This window comes from Poritiphilus flavus, assembly GCF_009901585.1.
Lineage (GTDB): Bacteria > Bacteroidota > Bacteroidia > Flavobacteriales > Flavobacteriaceae > Poritiphilus > Poritiphilus flavus.
The window spans coordinates 1-17,762 of the sequence record NZ_WXYO01000005.1 but is presented as its reverse complement, the minus strand read 5'-3'; the positions used below and the strand labels follow the sequence as shown (position 1 = coordinate 17,762).

Annotated in this window: 12 protein-coding genes; 4 read left to right on the top strand and 8 right to left on the bottom strand. The window is 46.6% G+C overall.

Annotated elements, in window-relative coordinates:
* Positions 1-2 precede the first annotated feature (2 nt).
* Genes GTQ38_RS10365 through GTQ38_RS10355 form a run of 3 tightly spaced genes read right to left on the bottom strand, consistent with a single transcriptional unit; the run spans position 3 to position 2,162 of the window.
* Positions 3-731, bottom strand: a complete 729-nt coding sequence (locus GTQ38_RS10365; RefSeq protein WP_161435454.1) for a hypothetical protein — start codon at positions 729-731, stop codon at positions 3-5.
* Between the two features lie 6 nt (positions 732-737).
* A complete protein-coding gene (locus GTQ38_RS10360) occupies positions 738-1,946 on the bottom strand; it encodes a YfhO family protein (RefSeq protein WP_161435453.1) in 1,209 nt (402 codons plus the stop codon).
* An 18-nt stretch (positions 1,947-1,964) separates the two neighbouring features.
* Entirely contained in the window at positions 1,965-2,162 is a 198-nt protein-coding gene (locus tag GTQ38_RS10355) for a hypothetical protein (RefSeq protein WP_161435452.1), read from the bottom strand.
* A 233-nt stretch (positions 2,163-2,395) separates the two neighbouring features.
* On the opposite strand from GTQ38_RS10355, the gene GTQ38_RS10350 reads away from it, so the two are divergent.
* The 3 genes from GTQ38_RS10350 (at position 2,396) to GTQ38_RS10340 (ending at position 7,520) form a co-directional block, all read left to right on the top strand.
* Positions 2,396-2,818 (top strand): DoxX family protein, encoded by a 423-nt coding sequence (locus GTQ38_RS10350; protein ID WP_161435451.1) that lies wholly within the window; start codon positions 2,396-2,398, stop codon positions 2,816-2,818.
* 115 nt (positions 2,819-2,933) lie between these two features.
* Positions 2,934-5,930 carry a glycoside hydrolase family 2 TIM barrel-domain containing protein gene (locus GTQ38_RS10345; protein ID WP_161435450.1) on the top strand — a complete coding sequence of 999 codons (2,997 nt, stop codon included), beginning with the start codon at positions 2,934-2,936 and terminating at the stop codon, positions 5,928-5,930.
* A gap of 18 nt (positions 5,931-5,948) precedes the next feature.
* Positions 5,949-7,520, top strand: coding sequence for a sodium:solute symporter (locus GTQ38_RS10340; RefSeq protein ID WP_161435449.1), 1,572 nt, complete (start codon positions 5,949-5,951; stop codon positions 7,518-7,520).
* 14 nt (positions 7,521-7,534) lie between these two features.
* Here the strand turns inward: GTQ38_RS10340 and GTQ38_RS10335 are convergent, their stop codons facing one another.
* Both GTQ38_RS10335 and GTQ38_RS10330 read right to left on the bottom strand, forming a co-directional pair.
* On the bottom strand, positions 7,535-8,476 hold the full coding sequence (locus GTQ38_RS10335) for a 3-keto-disaccharide hydrolase (protein ID WP_161435448.1): 942 nt from the start codon (positions 8,474-8,476) through the stop codon (positions 7,535-7,537).
* A 224-nt stretch (positions 8,477-8,700) separates the two neighbouring features.
* Positions 8,701-8,886: a hypothetical protein gene (locus GTQ38_RS10330; protein ID WP_161435447.1), complete on the bottom strand. Its 186-nt coding sequence runs from the start codon at positions 8,884-8,886 to the stop codon at positions 8,701-8,703.
* Between the two features lie 330 nt (positions 8,887-9,216).
* On the opposite strand from GTQ38_RS10330, the gene GTQ38_RS10325 reads away from it, so the two are divergent.
* Positions 9,217-11,577, top strand: coding sequence for an ABC transporter permease (locus GTQ38_RS10325; protein ID WP_161435446.1), 2,361 nt, complete (start codon positions 9,217-9,219; stop codon positions 11,575-11,577).
* Positions 11,578-11,825: 248 nt separating this feature from the next.
* On the opposite strand, the gene GTQ38_RS10320 is transcribed toward GTQ38_RS10325, so the two are convergent.
* From GTQ38_RS10320 to GTQ38_RS10310, 3 genes are all read right to left on the bottom strand, one after another.
* Complete coding sequence (locus GTQ38_RS10320) at positions 11,826-12,080, bottom strand: hypothetical protein (protein WP_161435445.1); 255 nt, start codon at positions 12,078-12,080, stop codon at positions 11,826-11,828.
* A gap of 214 nt (positions 12,081-12,294) precedes the next feature.
* A complete protein-coding gene (locus tag GTQ38_RS10315; RefSeq protein WP_161435444.1) occupies positions 12,295-12,693 on the bottom strand; it encodes a hypothetical protein in 399 nt (132 codons plus the stop codon).
* 663 nt (positions 12,694-13,356) lie between these two features.
* A partial coding sequence (locus GTQ38_RS10310) for a BspA family leucine-rich repeat surface protein (protein ID WP_161435443.1) occupies positions 13,357-17,762 on the bottom strand: 4,406 nt, incomplete at its 5' end.

The following is a 17,762-nucleotide window of genomic DNA, read 5'->3' as shown; positions in this document are numbered from 1 at the left end:
GCTTAAAGTGTTGAAATACCATCCGCAAAGGTCACCGGAAGCCCAATTTGTTCTTCAAGGGCATATTTCCAAAAAGCACGGGCCTTATGCACTACTCCGGAATTCTTTGGCTCGGATAAAACGATAAACAACACTTCTTTCTGTGCTCCTGTGCCCACCTTGTCCGGCAGATAGTATCCCTGCATCTTTTGGTAGGCAGTTTCCATCTGCTCCGGGGTGGTAGGTGGGTTCTTGTAAAAATTCACTGCCGGATTATTCTCTATAAGGTCACTCACCACGATTACCGTACCATCCGTTTTGTTGATGGCTTTCATCAATGTGGGGAAGAGCGATGTGCTTTCCATATTACCGAGAGAATCCAGGCTTTGAAGGTTCTTCTCGTGTGCCTCATAGAAATCCCGCCATCCGATGATGAGTTTATTCCTGGCCTGGCCCCAACTGGTCTGCGAGAACTGGGTGGAAACAGGGTTGTAATAACTCTGGGTGGAAATAAATCCGAAATCATAATTGACGGTAAAACAACTAGGGTTCTCCGGCAGATTTAGCTTCTTGGAAATGAGCTGTTTGAAGTTCTCTTTTCGCAGTTCGTATTTCGCGCGATCTATCAGTACCGAATCGGTTACATCTACCAGAATGGTAATATTCCGGGTAGTGACCTGCTCACATTCAGTATTGCAGCCAGAGGCTGTGATGAGTATCGCCAACAATAGTATGACACCTAAATTTTTCATCTGTTCTTAAATATGATTAAAGTCGAACCGCTTCCAATGCACCGGCGTTGCGTTCTCCTTGTAATTCTCAAAATGCTCCCTGTATTTGCTAAGCTCTTCCACGGAGTCGATTTCCAGGTCGCCTAGCTCTTTTTCAAAAACCCCGATTTGGGCCGATAGTTCCTCGGTTCTGTTTTCCAGGGTAGCAACATCCCCGAGGATACGTTTGAATTCGTCTTTACCGGCCACTTGGGAGTTAGTTAATCTGTTTTCAAGCTTCCTCAGCCTGGCATAGGTACCTTTTAGTTCCAGGATCTTAAAATCCAGGTCTGCTTGCTGTGGAGTTTTTTCTGTGGGTTCAGGTTCGGGTTCAGGTTTTGGCATTTTTGCCTTCTTGCGGTCCTGATGATTGTAGATGCTCTTTACCGCATTGGTAAGGAAGAGCGCCAGGGTAACCATCATGACTGCACCGAGAATGAGGAATCCGTTTCTAATGAGGAAAGCGGAAAACGTCAGGGTTTCATCCAGCGCCTTGGATTCCAGGAACCACTCCATTACTGTGAAACCCAATATGGAATAGACCCCGAGTATCAGTAATATAGGGAGCCATACCCACTTCAGTGAAATTTTCCGCGAAGTAAGGAAGCTCGCCGCAAAAACGATAGGGATAAAGAAAATACTCCGCAGAATGATAACCGGGAGATCATGGGTCTCGGTGAGGATGTTGTAAAACAAGATCCCCTCCCCAAAAATAAAGAGGACCTCAACCAAATATAACACCCAAAACGGTACTCGTTTGGGGCCCTGCTTTACTTTGGGTTGGGGGATTTCTTGTTTTGGCTCAAAATCTTCAATGGAAGTGACCTCATCCATATTGTAGGGGCAATAGAGTTCATCTCCGTTGAGTTGACACCGTCTAATGTGATTTTTGATACCGGCCTTCTGAGACCTGATAACCTCCATCAGGGAATCCATCTCTTCCCGGATACTCAGGGTGCCTTCCTTATTCCTAAGCGCTACTTCCCTGGAGAGCTTCCCTTTTATGATCTCCACCTTGCGGATGTTCTCCGCGAGTGACTCTCCCAATTCCCCAATCTTCTCATTGAGGTTGTATTTCTTAGACTTGTATCCATTCAGGATCTTCTGTTCGTCCAGAATGTAGTTTTCTTTTGGCACAATCCCCAGGTTTACCGAACGATAGGCCATATTCTTCAGTTGCTGATCAGAGAATACCATCAGAACAGGCTTTAGGGATTAAGAATTAAGGATAAGATATAATTCGGTCTCCAGGGAGATCTCTGGTACCGCTGCTTTTGCAGATATTTGTTCATGCCCGTTTTCGGAAATGGGAACTTCCGAAAGCAGTTCATTCATTTTAGACTTGTCATAAGCCACAACGGGTTTACCCCAAAGCGGCTGATCTTTGCGAAAAATTTTTTCTCCCAATTTCATTCCTAAAAGTGTTTACGTGGTTTAACCGTATATCTGCCGGAATAAAATTTTGGGACATTTTATTGTTAAATTTTTTTGCCCCTGCCTTTTGACCGTAGCTATTTGACTAGATTTTTGAATATTTTGTTTAAGATTCAATATGGCTGCATAAAGGGGTTATTCACCCGACAGCTCTTTTTTATCTCCTTTAAAATGAGTATCTTATTTGGGCAATCTACTAAATTAATAACGTCATGGGAAGAATTAAAACCTTAAACAAATGGGCCAACGCCCATACTTATTATTGGTTAGACCTTATTCGCGTAGCTCTTGGTGTTTTCCTCATTGCAAAAGGCGTAAGCTTTATGTCTAACCTGGAGTTAATGACTGAAGTAATGAAGCCTTTTGAAAACCTACCCGGCAGCTGGCTGATCATGCACTATGTTATTGGCGCTCATTTTGTAGGAGGATTTATGATCATTGTTGGCTTCCTTACCCGTTGGTGTGCCTTACTGCAGGTTCCGATTCTGATTGGCGCCATCCTGGTAAACTTCATTGGTGTTATGGACCTTAACAACCTTCTTATCGCATTGGCGGTATTTTTGGCCTGTATTTTCTTCGTGGTTTACGGATCCGGAAAGCATTCAGCGGACTACTACCTCAAAATGCAGAAGTAGCGGATTAGAGATTCCAGAGTATAATAGTAGGGTTGGATCGTATGCGAATCCAACCTTCTTTTGTGCAGTCTTGTGAAATAAAATACATTTATGCCAGCTAATTGGATCGCGCTTAATGAAGAAACCTTCCCAACTTCCCCAACCCTCTTACGACTGGCTCTGCGACCCTGGGGTATTTTCCCTTGGGCAAGAACCTGCCACGGCCTTTCGGAGATCTCCATTCAGGGCTGAACACAAGTTAATGCTTAACGGTACATGGGATTTTATCTGGGCCGAAAACAAGGAAGCCCTGCCCAAAGGTTTTTCAAATCCCGGGTTCGATACCCAAGGCTGGGGCAACATAAAAGTTCCGGGCAATTGGGAACTGCAAGGCTACGGCACTCCCATTTACGTAAACCAGCGATACCCCTTTGAAAAAAATCCACCTTTCGTTCCTGAAAAAAACCCCAGCGGGATCTATAAGAAGAAGGTCAACATTCCATCGAACTGGGACCAAAAAAACATTTTCCTGGTTGTTGAGGCCATTAAATCTGCCAGTTATTTTTGGATCAATGGATATTTTATCGGTTATAACCAGGACAGCAAGACCGAGGTGGTCTTTGATATTACCGAATACTACGGCCAGGAAATTGAGATCACCATTCAGTTATTCCGATGGAGCGATGGCAGTTACCTGGAATGCCAGGATTTCTGGAGACTTAGTGGTATAGAAAGAGCCGTATACCTGGAGGCGCGGAATCCGCTGCATATTTTGGACCACAGCATAGAAGCGAGCCTGGTGAACGGCCATAAGGACGGGCGGTTGAGCTTTCAAACGAACTTGCGAAATACCTCATCAACCAAAACAGAAGGTATACTAACCCTTCAACTGATGGATAGGGAAGGAAAGTTGGTAATTTCTTCGGACTTGTCATTTTCCGTAACATCAGGGGAAAATCTTCAGTTAAATACTACCCTGGAGGTTCCTGATGCGCAGCCCTGGAGCGCGGAAATTCCGTATCTGTATTCACTTTCAGCGGAGCTTAAACTTGAAGGTGACATACAGGACCAAATCTCAGCCCAAATTGGTTTTCGGAATATTTCCATCATAGGGAATCAGCTCTGCCTGAACGGTATGCCGCTTACCTTAAGGGGAGTAAACCGGCATGAACACGATCAGGAACACGGCCATGTGATTACCAAAGAAAGTATGATCGCTGATATTTTGTTGATGAAAAGGCATAACATCAATGCCGTGCGCAACTGTCATTACCCCAACGCCCCGGAATGGTATGAACTCTGTGATCAATATGGCCTTTATGTGGTGGACGAAGCCAATATTGAGAGTCATGGTATGGGATTCGAAGAAGAAAGCCTGGCCAAAGACCCCGCCTGGCAAAACGCGCATTTAGATCGTATTGAGCGTATGTATCAGCGAAGCAAAAACCATTGCTCCGTGATCATTTGGTCTTTGGGTAATGAGGCTGGTAATGGGATAAATTTTGAGAGGGGTTACCAATGGTTGAAAGCACAGGACAAGTCCAGACCTGTACAATACGAACAGGCCTTTGAAGAGGCCAATACTGATATCGTATGCCCCATGTATCCCAGTGTTAAAGCCGTAGAAGATTACGCCCAAAACCGGGGAGACAGGCCTTTTATCATGTGCGAATACTCCCATGCCATGGGAAACAGCAACGGAAACCTCAAGGAGTATTGGGAACTGATTGAAAAGTACGATTGCCTGCAGGGTGGGTTTATTTGGGATTGGATGGACCAGGGCATCCTAAAAGAAGAGCACAACCAAAAATACTGGGCCTTTGGAGGGGGTTTTGGTCCTGAGGACACGCCCAGCGACGGTAATTTTTGCATTAATGGGCTGTTGTGGCCAGACCGCACACCGAAACCCGCCCTTTATGAGGTAAAGGAGTTCTATGCTCCGGTCCGAATAAAGCTGTTAGACCAAAACAGCGGACTTCTGAGCATACAAAATGAATGGCTTTACACTTCATTACAGGCTTTTTCTTTGTACTGGTCTGTTGTAAATGAAATTGGCACTGCACAAAAGGGGAAAATACCTCTGGATCTGGCCGGAAACTCAGATGCAGCGTTTAAGATCCCTTATAATATATCTTCCCTCGATACTTCCAAAGAGCACTATCTGAACCTGGACATAATTGCTGACAAACCTTTAGCATGGGCGAATAAAGGGCATGTGCTGGCAGCAACACAATTCCAGTTGACCCAAGGGCTTGAGTCCAAGTTATCCGAACAAAAAAAGTCCGGCGGACAATTAAATGAGGAGGATAAGGAATTCAGGTTTAAAAGCAATGGGGTTGAATTTTGGGTGGATAAAGAATCTGGTCTTATCACTTCGATCCTGAAAGACAAGGAGGAACTGTTGTCTGGCCCTATTAGACCCCTCTTTTGGCGGGCTCCTACGGACAATGACTTTGGATGGGACATGCCGGAGAAATGTCAGTATTGGAAAGAAGCCAGTACCCATTTCAAACTAAATTCACTCCTTGCTGAGCAAAATGAAATTTCCTGCGTTTTTGACCTCGGGGATGGCAAAGCGGAATGTATATTGACCTATCTGTTCGCAGCTGAAAACAACATTGAGATAAGACTTGAACTAAAGGTCCATGCTGATCTGCCACTACTACCAAGAATGGGTCTGTATACGATTCTAAAGGAGTCATTTGCTAACTTAAAGTGGTTTGGAAGGGGGCCATTTGAGAACTACCCTGACAGGAAATCTGCCGCGCGAATGGGGGTTCATAGTGATGAGACCAGCAAGCAATATGTGCCGTACATCTCCCCTCAGGAAAACGGGGCAAGACAGGATTGCCGCTGGCTGAAGTTAACAGGCCGGGAAGATACGCTCACCGCAAAAATCACGGCCTCTGAGCCTTTTTCTTTCAGCGCCCTGGAGTACAGTCCATGGCAATTGAACCGCAGTGAGCGGGATAAGGGTAATGCCTCCCAACTTGAGAAAGCTGGAGGAGTTCACCTATGTATAGATCATCTTCACATGGGCCTGGGAGGCATTGATTCCTGGCTTTCAAAACCGCTTGAAAAATACCTGATAAAACCGGATAATTTTAAATGTAGTATTTTCATTGAGCTATAACAACCAAACTAAAGACCAATGGAAAGCCAGATTTCGAACATTGACATCGGCATTGTCATCTCCTATTTTTTAATCGTTCTCTTCATAGGACTATGGATCTCCAGAAGAACCAAAACCGGGGAAGACCTATTCCTCGGGGGCAGAACCTTTGGTTGGGGTATTATTGGGCTTTCCCTTTTTGCCTCCAACATTTCGGGTTCTACCATTGTGGGGCTTGCAGGTGCGGCCTATACCACCGGTATTGTCAATTCTGTCTACGAATGGATGTCCGGACTTCCGCTTATCATCGCGGCCCTGATCTTTATTCCGCTTTATCTGCGAAGCAGGATCACAACCATCCCGGAATTCTTACAGAAGCGGTACGACAGGCGTTCACAATTGTTCTTTTCCGTGGTCACGATCTTCAGTACCATTGTTATTGAAACCGCCGGTGCCTTGTATGCCGGGGGACTGGTTGTGCAGACCTTCTTCCCGGGTTTTAGCATTTGGGAAACCTCTTTGATCCTCGCCATTGTAGCCGGTATCTATACCGCAGGGGGTGGACTTAAGGCAGTGGTATATACGGACGCCATCCAGGCCATAATTCTTATTATTGGATGTGGGGTAATTTCCTGGATCTTGTTTGGCCAACTGGATTATGATTGGAGTAAGGTAGTGGATTCGGCTCCGGAAGGACACTTTTCCGTAGTACGACCGCTGGACGATCCGGGGATCCCCTGGCCAGGTTTGCTCATGGGTGTTCCGCTCCTGGGCTTCTGGTATTGGTCTACAAACCAATACATCTTCCAAAGGGTTTTGGGAGCAAAAGATATGAAACAGGCACGATGGGGTGTGGTTTTTGCCGGTTTCCTCAAAATTATCCCGCTTTTTATCATGGTCTTTCCAGGAGCTATGGCCATAAGCCTGTACCCTGACATTGCCAATGGAGATACGGTCTTCCCGACCCTGGTAACCAAGGTGCTGCCAGTAGGTCTGGTCGGTCTGGTTTTGGCAGGAATTATTTCGGCCATCATGTCTAGTGTAGACTCCGCGTTGAACTCTTCATCTACGCTACTGGTGATAGACTTTATAAAACCTAAGCGGCCCGGTATAACCGAAAAGGACATTGTAAAATACGGGCGTATCGCCACCCTCACCTTTATGGTCATCGCGGCTTTATGGGCTCCGCAAATCCAGAATTTTACGGGATTATGGGATTATTTGCAGCAGATGTTTTCCATAATCGTTCCGCCAATAGCCGTGATATTCCTGGTTGGTGTTTTCTACCCTCGCGGAAATGGCGATGGGGCCTTCTGGACCCTGGTCCTTGGAACCCTGGCCGGAATCATCTTATTTGTTTTGGAACAACTGGATCTCTGGCACCTGCACTACACCATCAATGTTGGGCTAATGGCCCTGCTCTCAGCCATCATTTTCATTGTGGTAAGCAGCCGAACTCCTGCGCCGGATATGGAAGCGATGAAACAATATACTTTCAGGCCGGGATTGATCCGTGAAGGATTTGAGGATGTCCCCTGGTATAAGAATTACCTAAACCAGATCCTTGTCTTAGTCCTTACCATCTTTGGTATACTGATGTGGCTGTGGTAGGTTTGTACGATTCCTTAGTCCATTGCCGGGGTGAGCACAATTTTTCTGAATTCAATAGGGCCGTGATCGCCCTGAATTAAAAGCGGTCCGGGTTCCCCTTCTTTGCTGTCTATAGCCCCGCCAGTGATTCCTGGGATATTCTGGTCCACGATAATGGCCTTTCCGTTCGCTACAACGGTGACTCTTCGTCCGATCAGCGTAATTTCGTATTGCTGCCATTCTCCCGGGTTTTTGGCTGCCATTTCATTGGGGGTTAAGAAACCGTAGATCCCGCCAAATAACAAGCTGTTCGGCTCAAGCCCTTTGTTGTCTGCAATCTGTACCTCGTATCTTCCTCTAAGGTAAATGCCGCTATTGCTGCCTTCCGGGTAACGGAATTCTACCTCAAGTTTGAAATCCTTAAAGGTATCGGTAGTTAGCAGATTTGCTCCCGGTTTGGCATTCTTTAAGAGTCCGTCTTCCGCCAACCACTCGCCCTCTCCTTGCGATTCCCAACCACTGAGATCTTTCCCGTTGAAGAGGTCTATTGGCTTACCCCAATTGGGGTTGGCGTTATAGGATAGCTTAGGAGCCCGGGTTCCTACCCAGTCATAAGTCTTGCCATCCGTGTATCGCATATTCCCCTTGAGCGTTTCGCCAACATAAGTGCCTTCAAAGGCCATATCATCTTCACCTGGCTCGTACTGTGGCGGAATACTAAAGCTAAACAACTCCCCATCCATTTTTATCTCAGAAACAGGCCTGGCGCTGCCAAAAGCAAAAACGAATCGCCCCACCAGGGATTTTCCGGACTTGCTGATCTCCAGCCATGAGGGTCTTTCTTCACCGTCCATGGTCATGGTAAGGTCCCATCTCCCTACGATGGGGTTCGGTTTATCTTCCTGTGCGGATACGACGGCTGCGTTTACCAAAAAGAGGAATAAAAAAGCCTGGAGGCGGGATTTCTTAAATATCATTTTTAATGTGGGTTTTGTTGTTGATTCGAAGGAGAAAGATACAAGCTTTGCACAAAACTTCCATGGCCATTTTAAGGAAAAGGAAGTTCTGGTAAATAGGGATAAAATCCCGGGTATGGATCCTTAGTCTTTTTTCCCGTAATTCTGATTGTAGAGCCGGATCATTGAGATCAACCACACGATAAAAACGATGCCGACTAAAATGGAGTAGGTATAGACGAGTTTCATGACCTGGGCCTTTTTAAGTAGTTCATAAATCCTAGAATGGTTGGCGCCCAAAGTCCAATAAAAATGGCTTCCAGTTTCTCTCCTTGTAAAAAGGTATACTCTGCTACGATGATAATGGAAAAGACCACCAGAAGCATAACGATATTCATAGGGCCGATCTCCCTGATAAAGTTTCTAAACATAACTAGTACATTGTTGTTTTAAAGGTAAAAAGTTTTTTAACAGAAATCCAGTGTTCCTCCGCCAGGATCAAGAAATTTCCAAAGTAAAATTAGTGGCTGGTGAAGCTGCAATTCCTGTCCACTTTTTAGACGTGCTTTGTAAAATTAATTGACAGAAAATCAGGCCGTAACGAACTTTTATGGTTGTAAAATTCTAATTTTCAAAGACTTATATTCTTGGCATAAAATTAGGATGGCTATAATACGCAATCAGGGTAGATCCCTGTCCGAACCAGATCGGCAGAATGCCAGGGAGGGCGAGAAACACATCATCAAAAAAAGCGAAGCATCATGTTAAGGCATCATCTACTGTTGTTCCTCAGAAACATAAAAAGGCAAAAAAGCTCTTTTTTAATTAATGTAATTGGCTTATCCACGGGCCTTGCCTGTGTTATGTTGATCGCCCTCTGGGTTTCGGATGAACTTAAAGTGGATAAGTTCTATCCCGAACACCAGCAGATCTACCAGGTTATTGAGCACATTCAATTTACTGACGGCTTACAGACTTTATTTGAGACATTCTCCCCCATGGCAGAGGTATTGACGGAGCAAATACCCGAGGTAAAATACGCTGCAGCCACTATTCAACCGGGCTGGTTTGGAAAACATGTGCTTTCGGTAGGAGGTGAAAATAATCTTAAAGCCGTCGGACAACTTGCCAGTGAAGATTATTTTATGATTTTCCAGCATAAGCTCATCCAAGGAAACAGGGAGGAATTACTACAAAGTCCGGATGCCATTGTCATTTCCAAATCCCTTGCATTGAGCTTGTTCGGTACGATAGATAATGTGGTCGGACAGCAGGTGGAATACGAACAGAAAAGGCCATTTCAGGTCTCCGGGATTTTCGAGGATGTGCCCTTGAATGCAACAGACCGTTTTGATTTTGTGCTCTCAACGGAAGCTTATAAGGACGTTCCGCCCTGGACTTCTCTAAACAATTGGAACAGCAGTGGACCACAGGTCTATGCTTTACTCGATGAAGGGGCAGACATTGCCCAGGTAAATGCCAAGATAGACAAGATCCGAAAAGAAGGGAATGAGAACTCTATCAGAACACCTATGTTGATCCCATTTTCTGAGCACTACCTCTACGGTACCTACGAAAATGGGGTGCAGGTGGGAGGCAGAATTGAATATGTAAGGCTGTTTACCATCATCGCCATACTGATCCTGATCATCGCCTGCATAAACTTTATGAACCTTTCAACGGCAAGGGCCTCCGGAAGACTAAAGGAGATAGGAGTAAAAAAGGCAATAGGCGCGAAACGTGCGACATTTATTTTTCAATTTCTCAGCGAATCGGTATTGATGGCTTTTATTGCGCTTGTGGTAGCGCTGGTTTTGGTTACCCTGGCGCTACCTGAGTTCAATACCATCATCGGAAAACAATTAGAACTGAATTTCAGCCCAGTGGCTATTGCAGCCATACTGGGAATTTCAGTGATCACCGGTCTTATTGCAGGAAGCTACCCGGCGATCTATCTTTCCGGTTTCAATACCATCACCATACTAAAAGGAAAGCTCAATCGGTCTCTGGGAGAATTATGGACGCGTAAAGGCCTGGTGGTGATCCAATTCACACTTTCGGTGGTCCTTATAGTCTCTGTGATCGTGGTTTACAAACAAATTGAGTATGTACAAAAGCAAAACCTCGGTTATGCCCAGGAGCAGATCATACGTTTCAATATTGAAGGTAAAATAAAGGACCAACTCAGCACCTTTGTATTAGAATTAAGGAAACTACCTGGCGTAAAGAACGCTTCGAGTACCACTCACAGTATGATCGGTCATAATTGGAGCACCGGATTGGATTGGGACGGGCGGGATCCTGATGATATTAAGGCATTTCAGATCGTTGGGGTGGATTATGACTTTGTTGAGACCATGGGCATGGAAATGAAAGCTGGCCGTAGTTTTAGCCGGGAATTCGGAGCAGACAGTGCCAGAATAATTCTCAATGAAACCGCGATCAGGACCATAGGGTACCAAGACCCTATTGGAAAAACCGTGGAGAACGGACGGGCTGAAATAATCGGGGTTGTGGAGGATTTTAACTTCAAATCGCTGCACGAACGGGTAGAGCCCCTGTTTATGGTGATGATGCCTCAGGGTGTAAAATACGTTATGGTTAGAATGGAGGCAGCCAGGGAAGAAACTGCACTCCAGGAAATTCAGCAATTCTACGAGCGCTTTAATCCGGGGGTCCCTTTTGAGTATGATTTTCTGGACGAAAACTTCCAGGCCCTTTACGAATCCGAGCAGCGCGTGGGGGCTCTGTCCAGGTATTTTGCGGGTATGGCCATCCTCATTTCCTGCCTTGGCTTATTTGGCCTGGCTATTTTTACGGCAGACCGCAGGCGTAAGGAAATCAGTATCCGGAAAGTACTGGGACAAAGCGCGCTACAGGTATCTGTGATGTTAACCCGTGATTTTGCCTTGTTGGTCTTCCTTTCAATTTTCATTGCCTTACCCATCGCTTATATACTGGCTAACGACTGGCTTGCCGGTTTCGCCTACAGCATTTCACTACGGATATGGTACTTCCTGGGAGCCGGACTGATCGCCCTCCTGATAGCCATGCTGACCGTAGGTAGCCAGGCCATCCAGGCCGCGAATCGCAACCCTGTAGAGGGTTTGTATGAGGAGTGATTGATTCTAAAGAGCTTCCATTATTTTTCCGATTGCATTAGAAACTTTTCTATTTTAGATAGTCGGGAGGATAAAGATTTTAGCGTTTGATGCTCTTTTTCAAGTTTTCCTATTTTCTTTTCTTGTTGGATGGTATAGAGGGTCCGTTCCTCAATTTTTTAAAGTAATTGAATTTGGAATTCTCCAATATTAACCCCGTTCTTTTCCATTTCTTTGGCGGATGCAATTTCTGGCAAGTGTTTTTTTTCTTAAATGTGATTTTCGATAAATTCAAGAGTAGGTAGATTGTAATCTTCCTCAAATACAAAATCAGCACTTCCTGCGGTAGTTGTTACTTTTACTTCCCGAGTCTCGATTTTACCTCTAGAAATAATATTTGCAACTCTTATATTGGTATATCGGGTATTACTATCAGAGTTCCAGAAATTTATTGTTTTTTTCTTACCGTCATAAAATATTTTGGAATAAGAACCATCATCGTAACTACTGCTATATGCTTTCATAGTGAAGTATGAATTGGTATGATTTAGAATTCCGGTAATTGGGTCTTGCGCATTTGCTATATTAACTCGTTAATAGAATTGCCAGCAAGGTCATTTTTTTCATTGTATGCTTTTTATTTTTAATTATTAATGTATTAGATGATCCACTTAACATATGGCTCGGTAGTAAACCTGTGAGCCCCTATCTTTTTTGTTACATCGATAAATAGGGATATTATCCCTCCGGATTTGTTCTTATAAGCAGTAAGTATCCATATAACTTTTTATCGCCCGCCTGGATGCTGTCACAGGTCGTGTTATACAATCTCAGCTCGTTTCCCCGAAACTCCACTCTACATGTCTCCACCTTGGATAAGATGTCATAGGTGAACCTGTATTCATTTAACTTCAAGCGGTGCCAGGTACCCCTCCACGGTGCCCCGATAACCTCCCATGTGCCGTCAGCCCTGAATTCTTCCATTAATCTCGCTGCACCCGTATTCGTATCCAGGTGCTTGTCAGTGTCACATTCATGGGTATAGTGCCCAAGGCGCTGCCACTTACCAACCAGAGGGTCATGTTGTGCGTGTCCATAGAAGCAAAACAATATGCACAGAGACAGGATCGTTCTCATTTTGAAAGGTTTTGCTTGCAATAGTATCACTAAATACCTCATCGGCATGGTATCAATTCATATCTGTTAGATTGTAGGAATATCCGGACACTGTGCCTCAGGATTTCTTGCTTGGATACTTTAATATCAGTTATGGGGTCTGTTTCGATGTAGTTAGCTGTGTCTTCTCCACCAGGGTGGATCCTGGCCGGGTGAGCTGATGTTTCCCTTCACTAATTCCTTATGAAAATATCAGCTTCCCTACAAAAAAATTGCAGGGAGTGAAACTGCTTACCGGTTTCACGTGAATTTAAAATGCACTATATGGGAATTGAAAAACCTTGATAACCTCCGGCTAATTTTCATAGTAAATAAGATCACAGCTAGTCAAAAATCTTAGTTAACATGGTACACTGATAGCGAGGATCGCCTGACTTTGCAAAAATGGCCGAGCCTGGTTCAAAGTCATGAGTGTATCAAAAATTCATCGGTAATTTTGATACATTGTCTAGCCACAATCGTTGCCATCACGCAAATAGCCTATTCAATTCGAACACCTATTCTGGTTTGAAGTATGGCAGAACGAAAGACCCGTGGGCCCCTATCTCTTTTTTCATCAATAGTAGTCCACGTCTCCCGTCTTTATACTAATCTTACATCTGATCCTTTTCTACAGTCACCGGCCTACCGCTGCAGATAGACAACTCCCTGAACTGCCGGTCTGGTTCCGTCCCCGAAGTCTATCATATAGTAGTACACTCCGTAGGGCAGCTTTGCATCTCCCATAGTAATGCTTTGGCCGGCAGCGCTTCCGTCCCAGTCCGGTGTTCCCGCGTCTCCCTGGTACACCAGGGTGCCATTCTGGTCATAGATCGCCATGGTGTAATTAGGGTAATCGCGCCTCAGCCAGCTAATGGAAAAGGTATCGTTGATCCCGTCGCCGTTTGGTGAGAATCCCCTGTTCCCTACCTCCGGCAGCCCTGCAAAGTCCTTGCTATCCGTTTCATCATCGTTCGTTGCGGACCCCGATCCGCCCGGATCTGACAGCCCACTGAGACCATCGCTGCTGGTCCCGTCGCCCTTCGGATTCTGCACGAACAAACGTCCCGGGTCCCCGACCCCACTGCAGTCCTTACTGTCTCCAACAATATTGAAGGACAGCGTGGCACGCTCGGTTTCGGCGTTGCAGTAGGACAGTCCGGAGGCACCAATGGTGGGGGTGTTGGTAAAGCCCTGGTTATACCATCCCTTGAGCGTTTTGTCCCAGTTGGCCACTGAGAGCCCACTATTGTTGAGCATCCCGGTCCCATCTGTCACGGCCCCCAGGTCCCAAGCGCCCAAGTCCTGGTCAAAGGCGCTTGCACCCTCGAACATGCTGCTCATATTGGACACAAAACTGGTATTCCAGGAACCGATGTCCTGGTTAAAGGCGGGTGCGCCATTAAACATATGATTCATAAGGTATACATCGCTGGTATTCCAGGAACTGATGTCCTGGTTAAAGGCGGTTGCGCCATTGAACATATGCATCATATAGTATACATCGCTGGTATTCCAGGAACTGATGTCCTGGTTAAAGGCGGTTGCGCCATTGAACATATGATTCATTAACCTTACCTTGCTGGTATTCCAGGTACCGATGTCCTGGTTAAAGGCGATTGCCCCGGAAAACATAGAGTTCATACTGGTCACATTGCTGGTGTTCCAGGAACCAATGTACTGGTTAAAGGCGATTGCCCCGGAAAACATAGAGTTCATACTGGTCACATTGCTGGTGTTCCAGGAACCAATGTCCTGGTTAAAGGCGGCTGCGTTCGCAAACACCCATTGCATAATGGACACGTTGGATGTGTCCCAGGTGGAGAAGCTCATCGTCCCCGTTAGTGAGGTACACCCATGAAACATCTGGGTTATGTTGGTGACATTGCTCAGGTCGGGGGCGTCGGTAGCCTTAACATCCAGATTGGTGCAGCCATAAAATGCACCATTCATAGTGCTCCAGGAGATACTGCCACCCCATTGGTCCACGGAAAGCAGTTTATCCTTATCCCCGGAATTGTTAAAAGATATCCTGCTCAGGTTCCCGCTTGTGGACGCGGCATTTCGAATGGCCACTTGTATCTCTCCAGCCGTATGGCTATAAGTGGTGATATCTATAGTTGTGGTTCCGGTCTGGTCTGTTAAATCATAAGTTCCATCATTGCCCAGATCCACGTCGTAAGTCCCAGTTAAAGGGAGGGTGATGGAGTTCCCGTCTGATGCGCCGGACTTGTTCGTGTCCCAAGTGGTGATAAAAGTCGCGGGATCCTCCACGGTCACGGTGGCCGGGCAGGTTTTTGTGGTGGTGCCATCAGTCACGCTTAAGGTTACTGTATTATCACCAACGTCCGAGGTCGTAAAACTGCTCTTCGACAGGCTTAGGGAGATCCCACAACCATCGCTACCGTTGTCTACAAGGTCAGGCGTCAGGGTGGCGGTACCATCCGTGCCCAAAAGCAAGGTGGTTGCTTTGCACTCAGCCGTCGGTTGGGTAGTTGCCTTGCTGTCGCCGGTAATATTGAGGGTCAGTGCGGCGCGTTCATTGGCGGCCCTGCAGTAGACCAGGCCGGAGGCGCCAATGGTCACAGTGTTCGTAAAGCCCTGCCCGTGCCAACCAATTAGTGTGGCGTCCCAGTTGGCCACCGATAGCCCACTGTCGCTGAGCATACTGGCGCCAGAGTTCAAGTTCCCCAGATCCCAGCCACCCAGGTCCTGGTCAAAGGCAGTTGCATTTAAGAACATACTCCACATATTTGTCACACTGCTGGTGTCCCAGGAACCGATGTCGCTGTTAAAGGTTCTGGCATCCGTAAACATGGTGTTCATATCCGTCACACTGCTGGTGTTCCAGGAACCAATGTCCTGGTTAAAGGCGATTGCCGTAAAGAACATGGACCCCATATTTGTCACGCTACTGGTGTTCCAGGAACCAATGTCCTGGTTAAAGGCTTTTGCGACATCAAACATACCCTGCATCTCGGTTACTTTGCTGGTATTCCAGGAACCAATGTCCTGGTCAAAAGTGGTTGCTAAATAGAACATGTGTCCCATATCTGTCACGTTGCTGGTGTCCCAGAAACCAATGTCCTGGTTAAAGGTATTTGCGTTATGAAACATATGCTCCATATCGGTCACGCCACTGGTGTTCCAGGAGCCAATGTTCTGATTAAAGACTTTAGCACCCAGGAACATGTAGCCCATATCGGTCACACTACTGGTGTCCCAGGAACTTATGTCCTGGTCAAAGGTGAATGCCCCATTGAACATCGCTCTCATAGAGGTCACCTTACTGGTGTTCCAGGAACCGATGTCCTGGTTAAAGACACTTGCAGCCTGGAACAAGTTAGTCATATCGATCACGCTGCCAGTGCTCCAGGAACTAATGTCCTGGTCAAATGTGGTTGCACCGGCAAACATGAGGTTCATATAGCTCACCTTGGCTGTATTCCAGGAACCGATGTCCTGGTTAAAGGTGCTGGCACCATTGAACATATTCCTCATATCTGTTATGTTGTCGGTGTTCCAGGCAGAGAAGGCCAAAGTTCCCTTAAGTGATGTACATCCGCCAAACATAAATGACATATCGGTGACACTGCCCAGGTCTGGGGCATCGCTCGCCTTAACGTCCAAATTCGCACAGCCGATGAATGCCCTGTTCATAGTGCTCCAGGAGATACTACTGCCCCATTGGTCCACAGAAAGCAGTTTATCCTTATCCCCAGAATCGTTAAAATATATCTTGCTCAGGGTCCCGTTCCCTGAGGCGGCATTGCGAATGGCCACTTGTATCTCCCCGGCCGTATAGCTATAGGTAGTCACATCTATGGTAGTGGTTCCGGTCTGGTTCAACAGCTCATAGCTGCCGTCATTGCCCAGATCCACATCGTAGGTCCCTGTCAAAGGGAGGGTGATGGAGTTCGTACCGGAACTGCCGGACTTGGTCGTGTCCCAGGTCGTGATAAAAGTTGCGGGATCCTCCACAGTCACCGTGACCGTACAGCTGTCGGAGTTGCTACCGGGGTCCGTTACCGTCAGGGTCACCGTATTGGTGCCAGTGGTCGTAAAACTGCTCTTGGACAAGCTTAGTGAGACGCTTCCACAGTTATCGCTGGAACCATTGTCCACAATGGAAGCATCCAGGGTAACCGTACCGTTAGTGCTTAATTGGAGCGTTACCGCAGACTTGCAACTGGCTGTAGGAGCGGTGGTATCATTAACCGTTATGGTCTGGGTTACATCCGTACTGTTCCCTGCCTCATCAGTCACCCTATAGGTGCGGGTGATCACCTCAGGGTTGCTGTTACCATCGCTTACATCACTTACAAAACTGACTGTCGGGTTTGCCGTACAGTTGTCCGCCTCATCGGTTACTACCGTAATGTCCGTTGCTGGGACACATTGTACACTTACCGCTACCGGGTTGCTGGCCGTAGGAGCGGTGGTATCCTCAACGGTGATCGTTTGGGTGACATCCGTACTATTCCCCGCCTCATCCTTCACCCTATAGGTCCGGGTGATGGTTTCAGGGTTGCTCTTGCCATCACTTACATCACTTACAAAGGTGACCGTTGGGCTGGCGGTACAGTTGTCGGCCTCATCGGTCACCACCGCAATGTCCGTGGCAGGGACATTGGAGGTGCATTGTACACTTACCGCTGCCGGATTGCTGGCCGTAGGAGCGGTCGTATCCTCTACGGTTATGGTCTGGGTTACATCCGTACTGTTCCCCGCCCCATCCTTCACCCTATAGGTGCGGGTAATCGTTTCAGGATTGCTTTTCCCATCACTGACATCACTTACAAAGCTCACCGTTGGTGTGCCGCAATTATCGGCCTCATCGGTCACTACCGCAATGTTGGATGCAGGAGCACTACACTGGGCACTGATCGCGGCCGGGTTGCTGGCCGTAGGAGCGGTCGTATCCTCTACGGTTATGGTCTGGGTGACATCCGTACTGTTGCCCGCGGCATCCGTCACTCTATAGGTGCGGGTGATCACTTCTGGGTTGCTTTTCCCATCGCTTACATCACTTATAAATGTAACTGTTGGTG

Coding starts and splice junctions, on each gene's coding strand:
- GTQ38_RS10365 (WP_161435454.1), bottom strand. CDS start 731: ATGAAAAATTTAGGTGTCATACTATTGTTGGCGATACTCATCACAGCC.
- GTQ38_RS10360 (WP_161435453.1), bottom strand. CDS start 1,946: ATGGTATTCTCTGATCAGCAACTGAAGAATATGGCCTATCGTTCGGTA.
- GTQ38_RS10355 (WP_161435452.1), bottom strand. CDS start 2,162: ATGAAATTGGGAGAAAAAATTTTTCGCAAAGATCAGCCGCTTTGGGGT.
- GTQ38_RS10350 (WP_161435451.1), top strand. CDS start 2,396: ATGGGAAGAATTAAAACCTTAAACAAATGGGCCAACGCCCATACTTAT.
- GTQ38_RS10345 (WP_161435450.1), top strand. CDS start 2,934: ATGAAGAAACCTTCCCAACTTCCCCAACCCTCTTACGACTGGCTCTGC.
- GTQ38_RS10340 (WP_161435449.1), top strand. CDS start 5,949: ATGGAAAGCCAGATTTCGAACATTGACATCGGCATTGTCATCTCCTAT.
- GTQ38_RS10335 (WP_161435448.1), bottom strand. CDS start 8,476: ATGATATTTAAGAAATCCCGCCTCCAGGCTTTTTTATTCCTCTTTTTG.
- GTQ38_RS10330 (WP_161435447.1), bottom strand. CDS start 8,886: ATGTTTAGAAACTTTATCAGGGAGATCGGCCCTATGAATATCGTTATG.
- GTQ38_RS10325 (WP_161435446.1), top strand. CDS start 9,217: ATGTTAAGGCATCATCTACTGTTGTTCCTCAGAAACATAAAAAGGCAA.
- GTQ38_RS10320 (WP_161435445.1), bottom strand. CDS start 12,080: ATGAAAGCATATAGCAGTAGTTACGATGATGGTTCTTATTCCAAAATA.
- GTQ38_RS10315 (WP_161435444.1), bottom strand. CDS start 12,693: ATGAGAACGATCCTGTCTCTGTGCATATTGTTTTGCTTCTATGGACAC.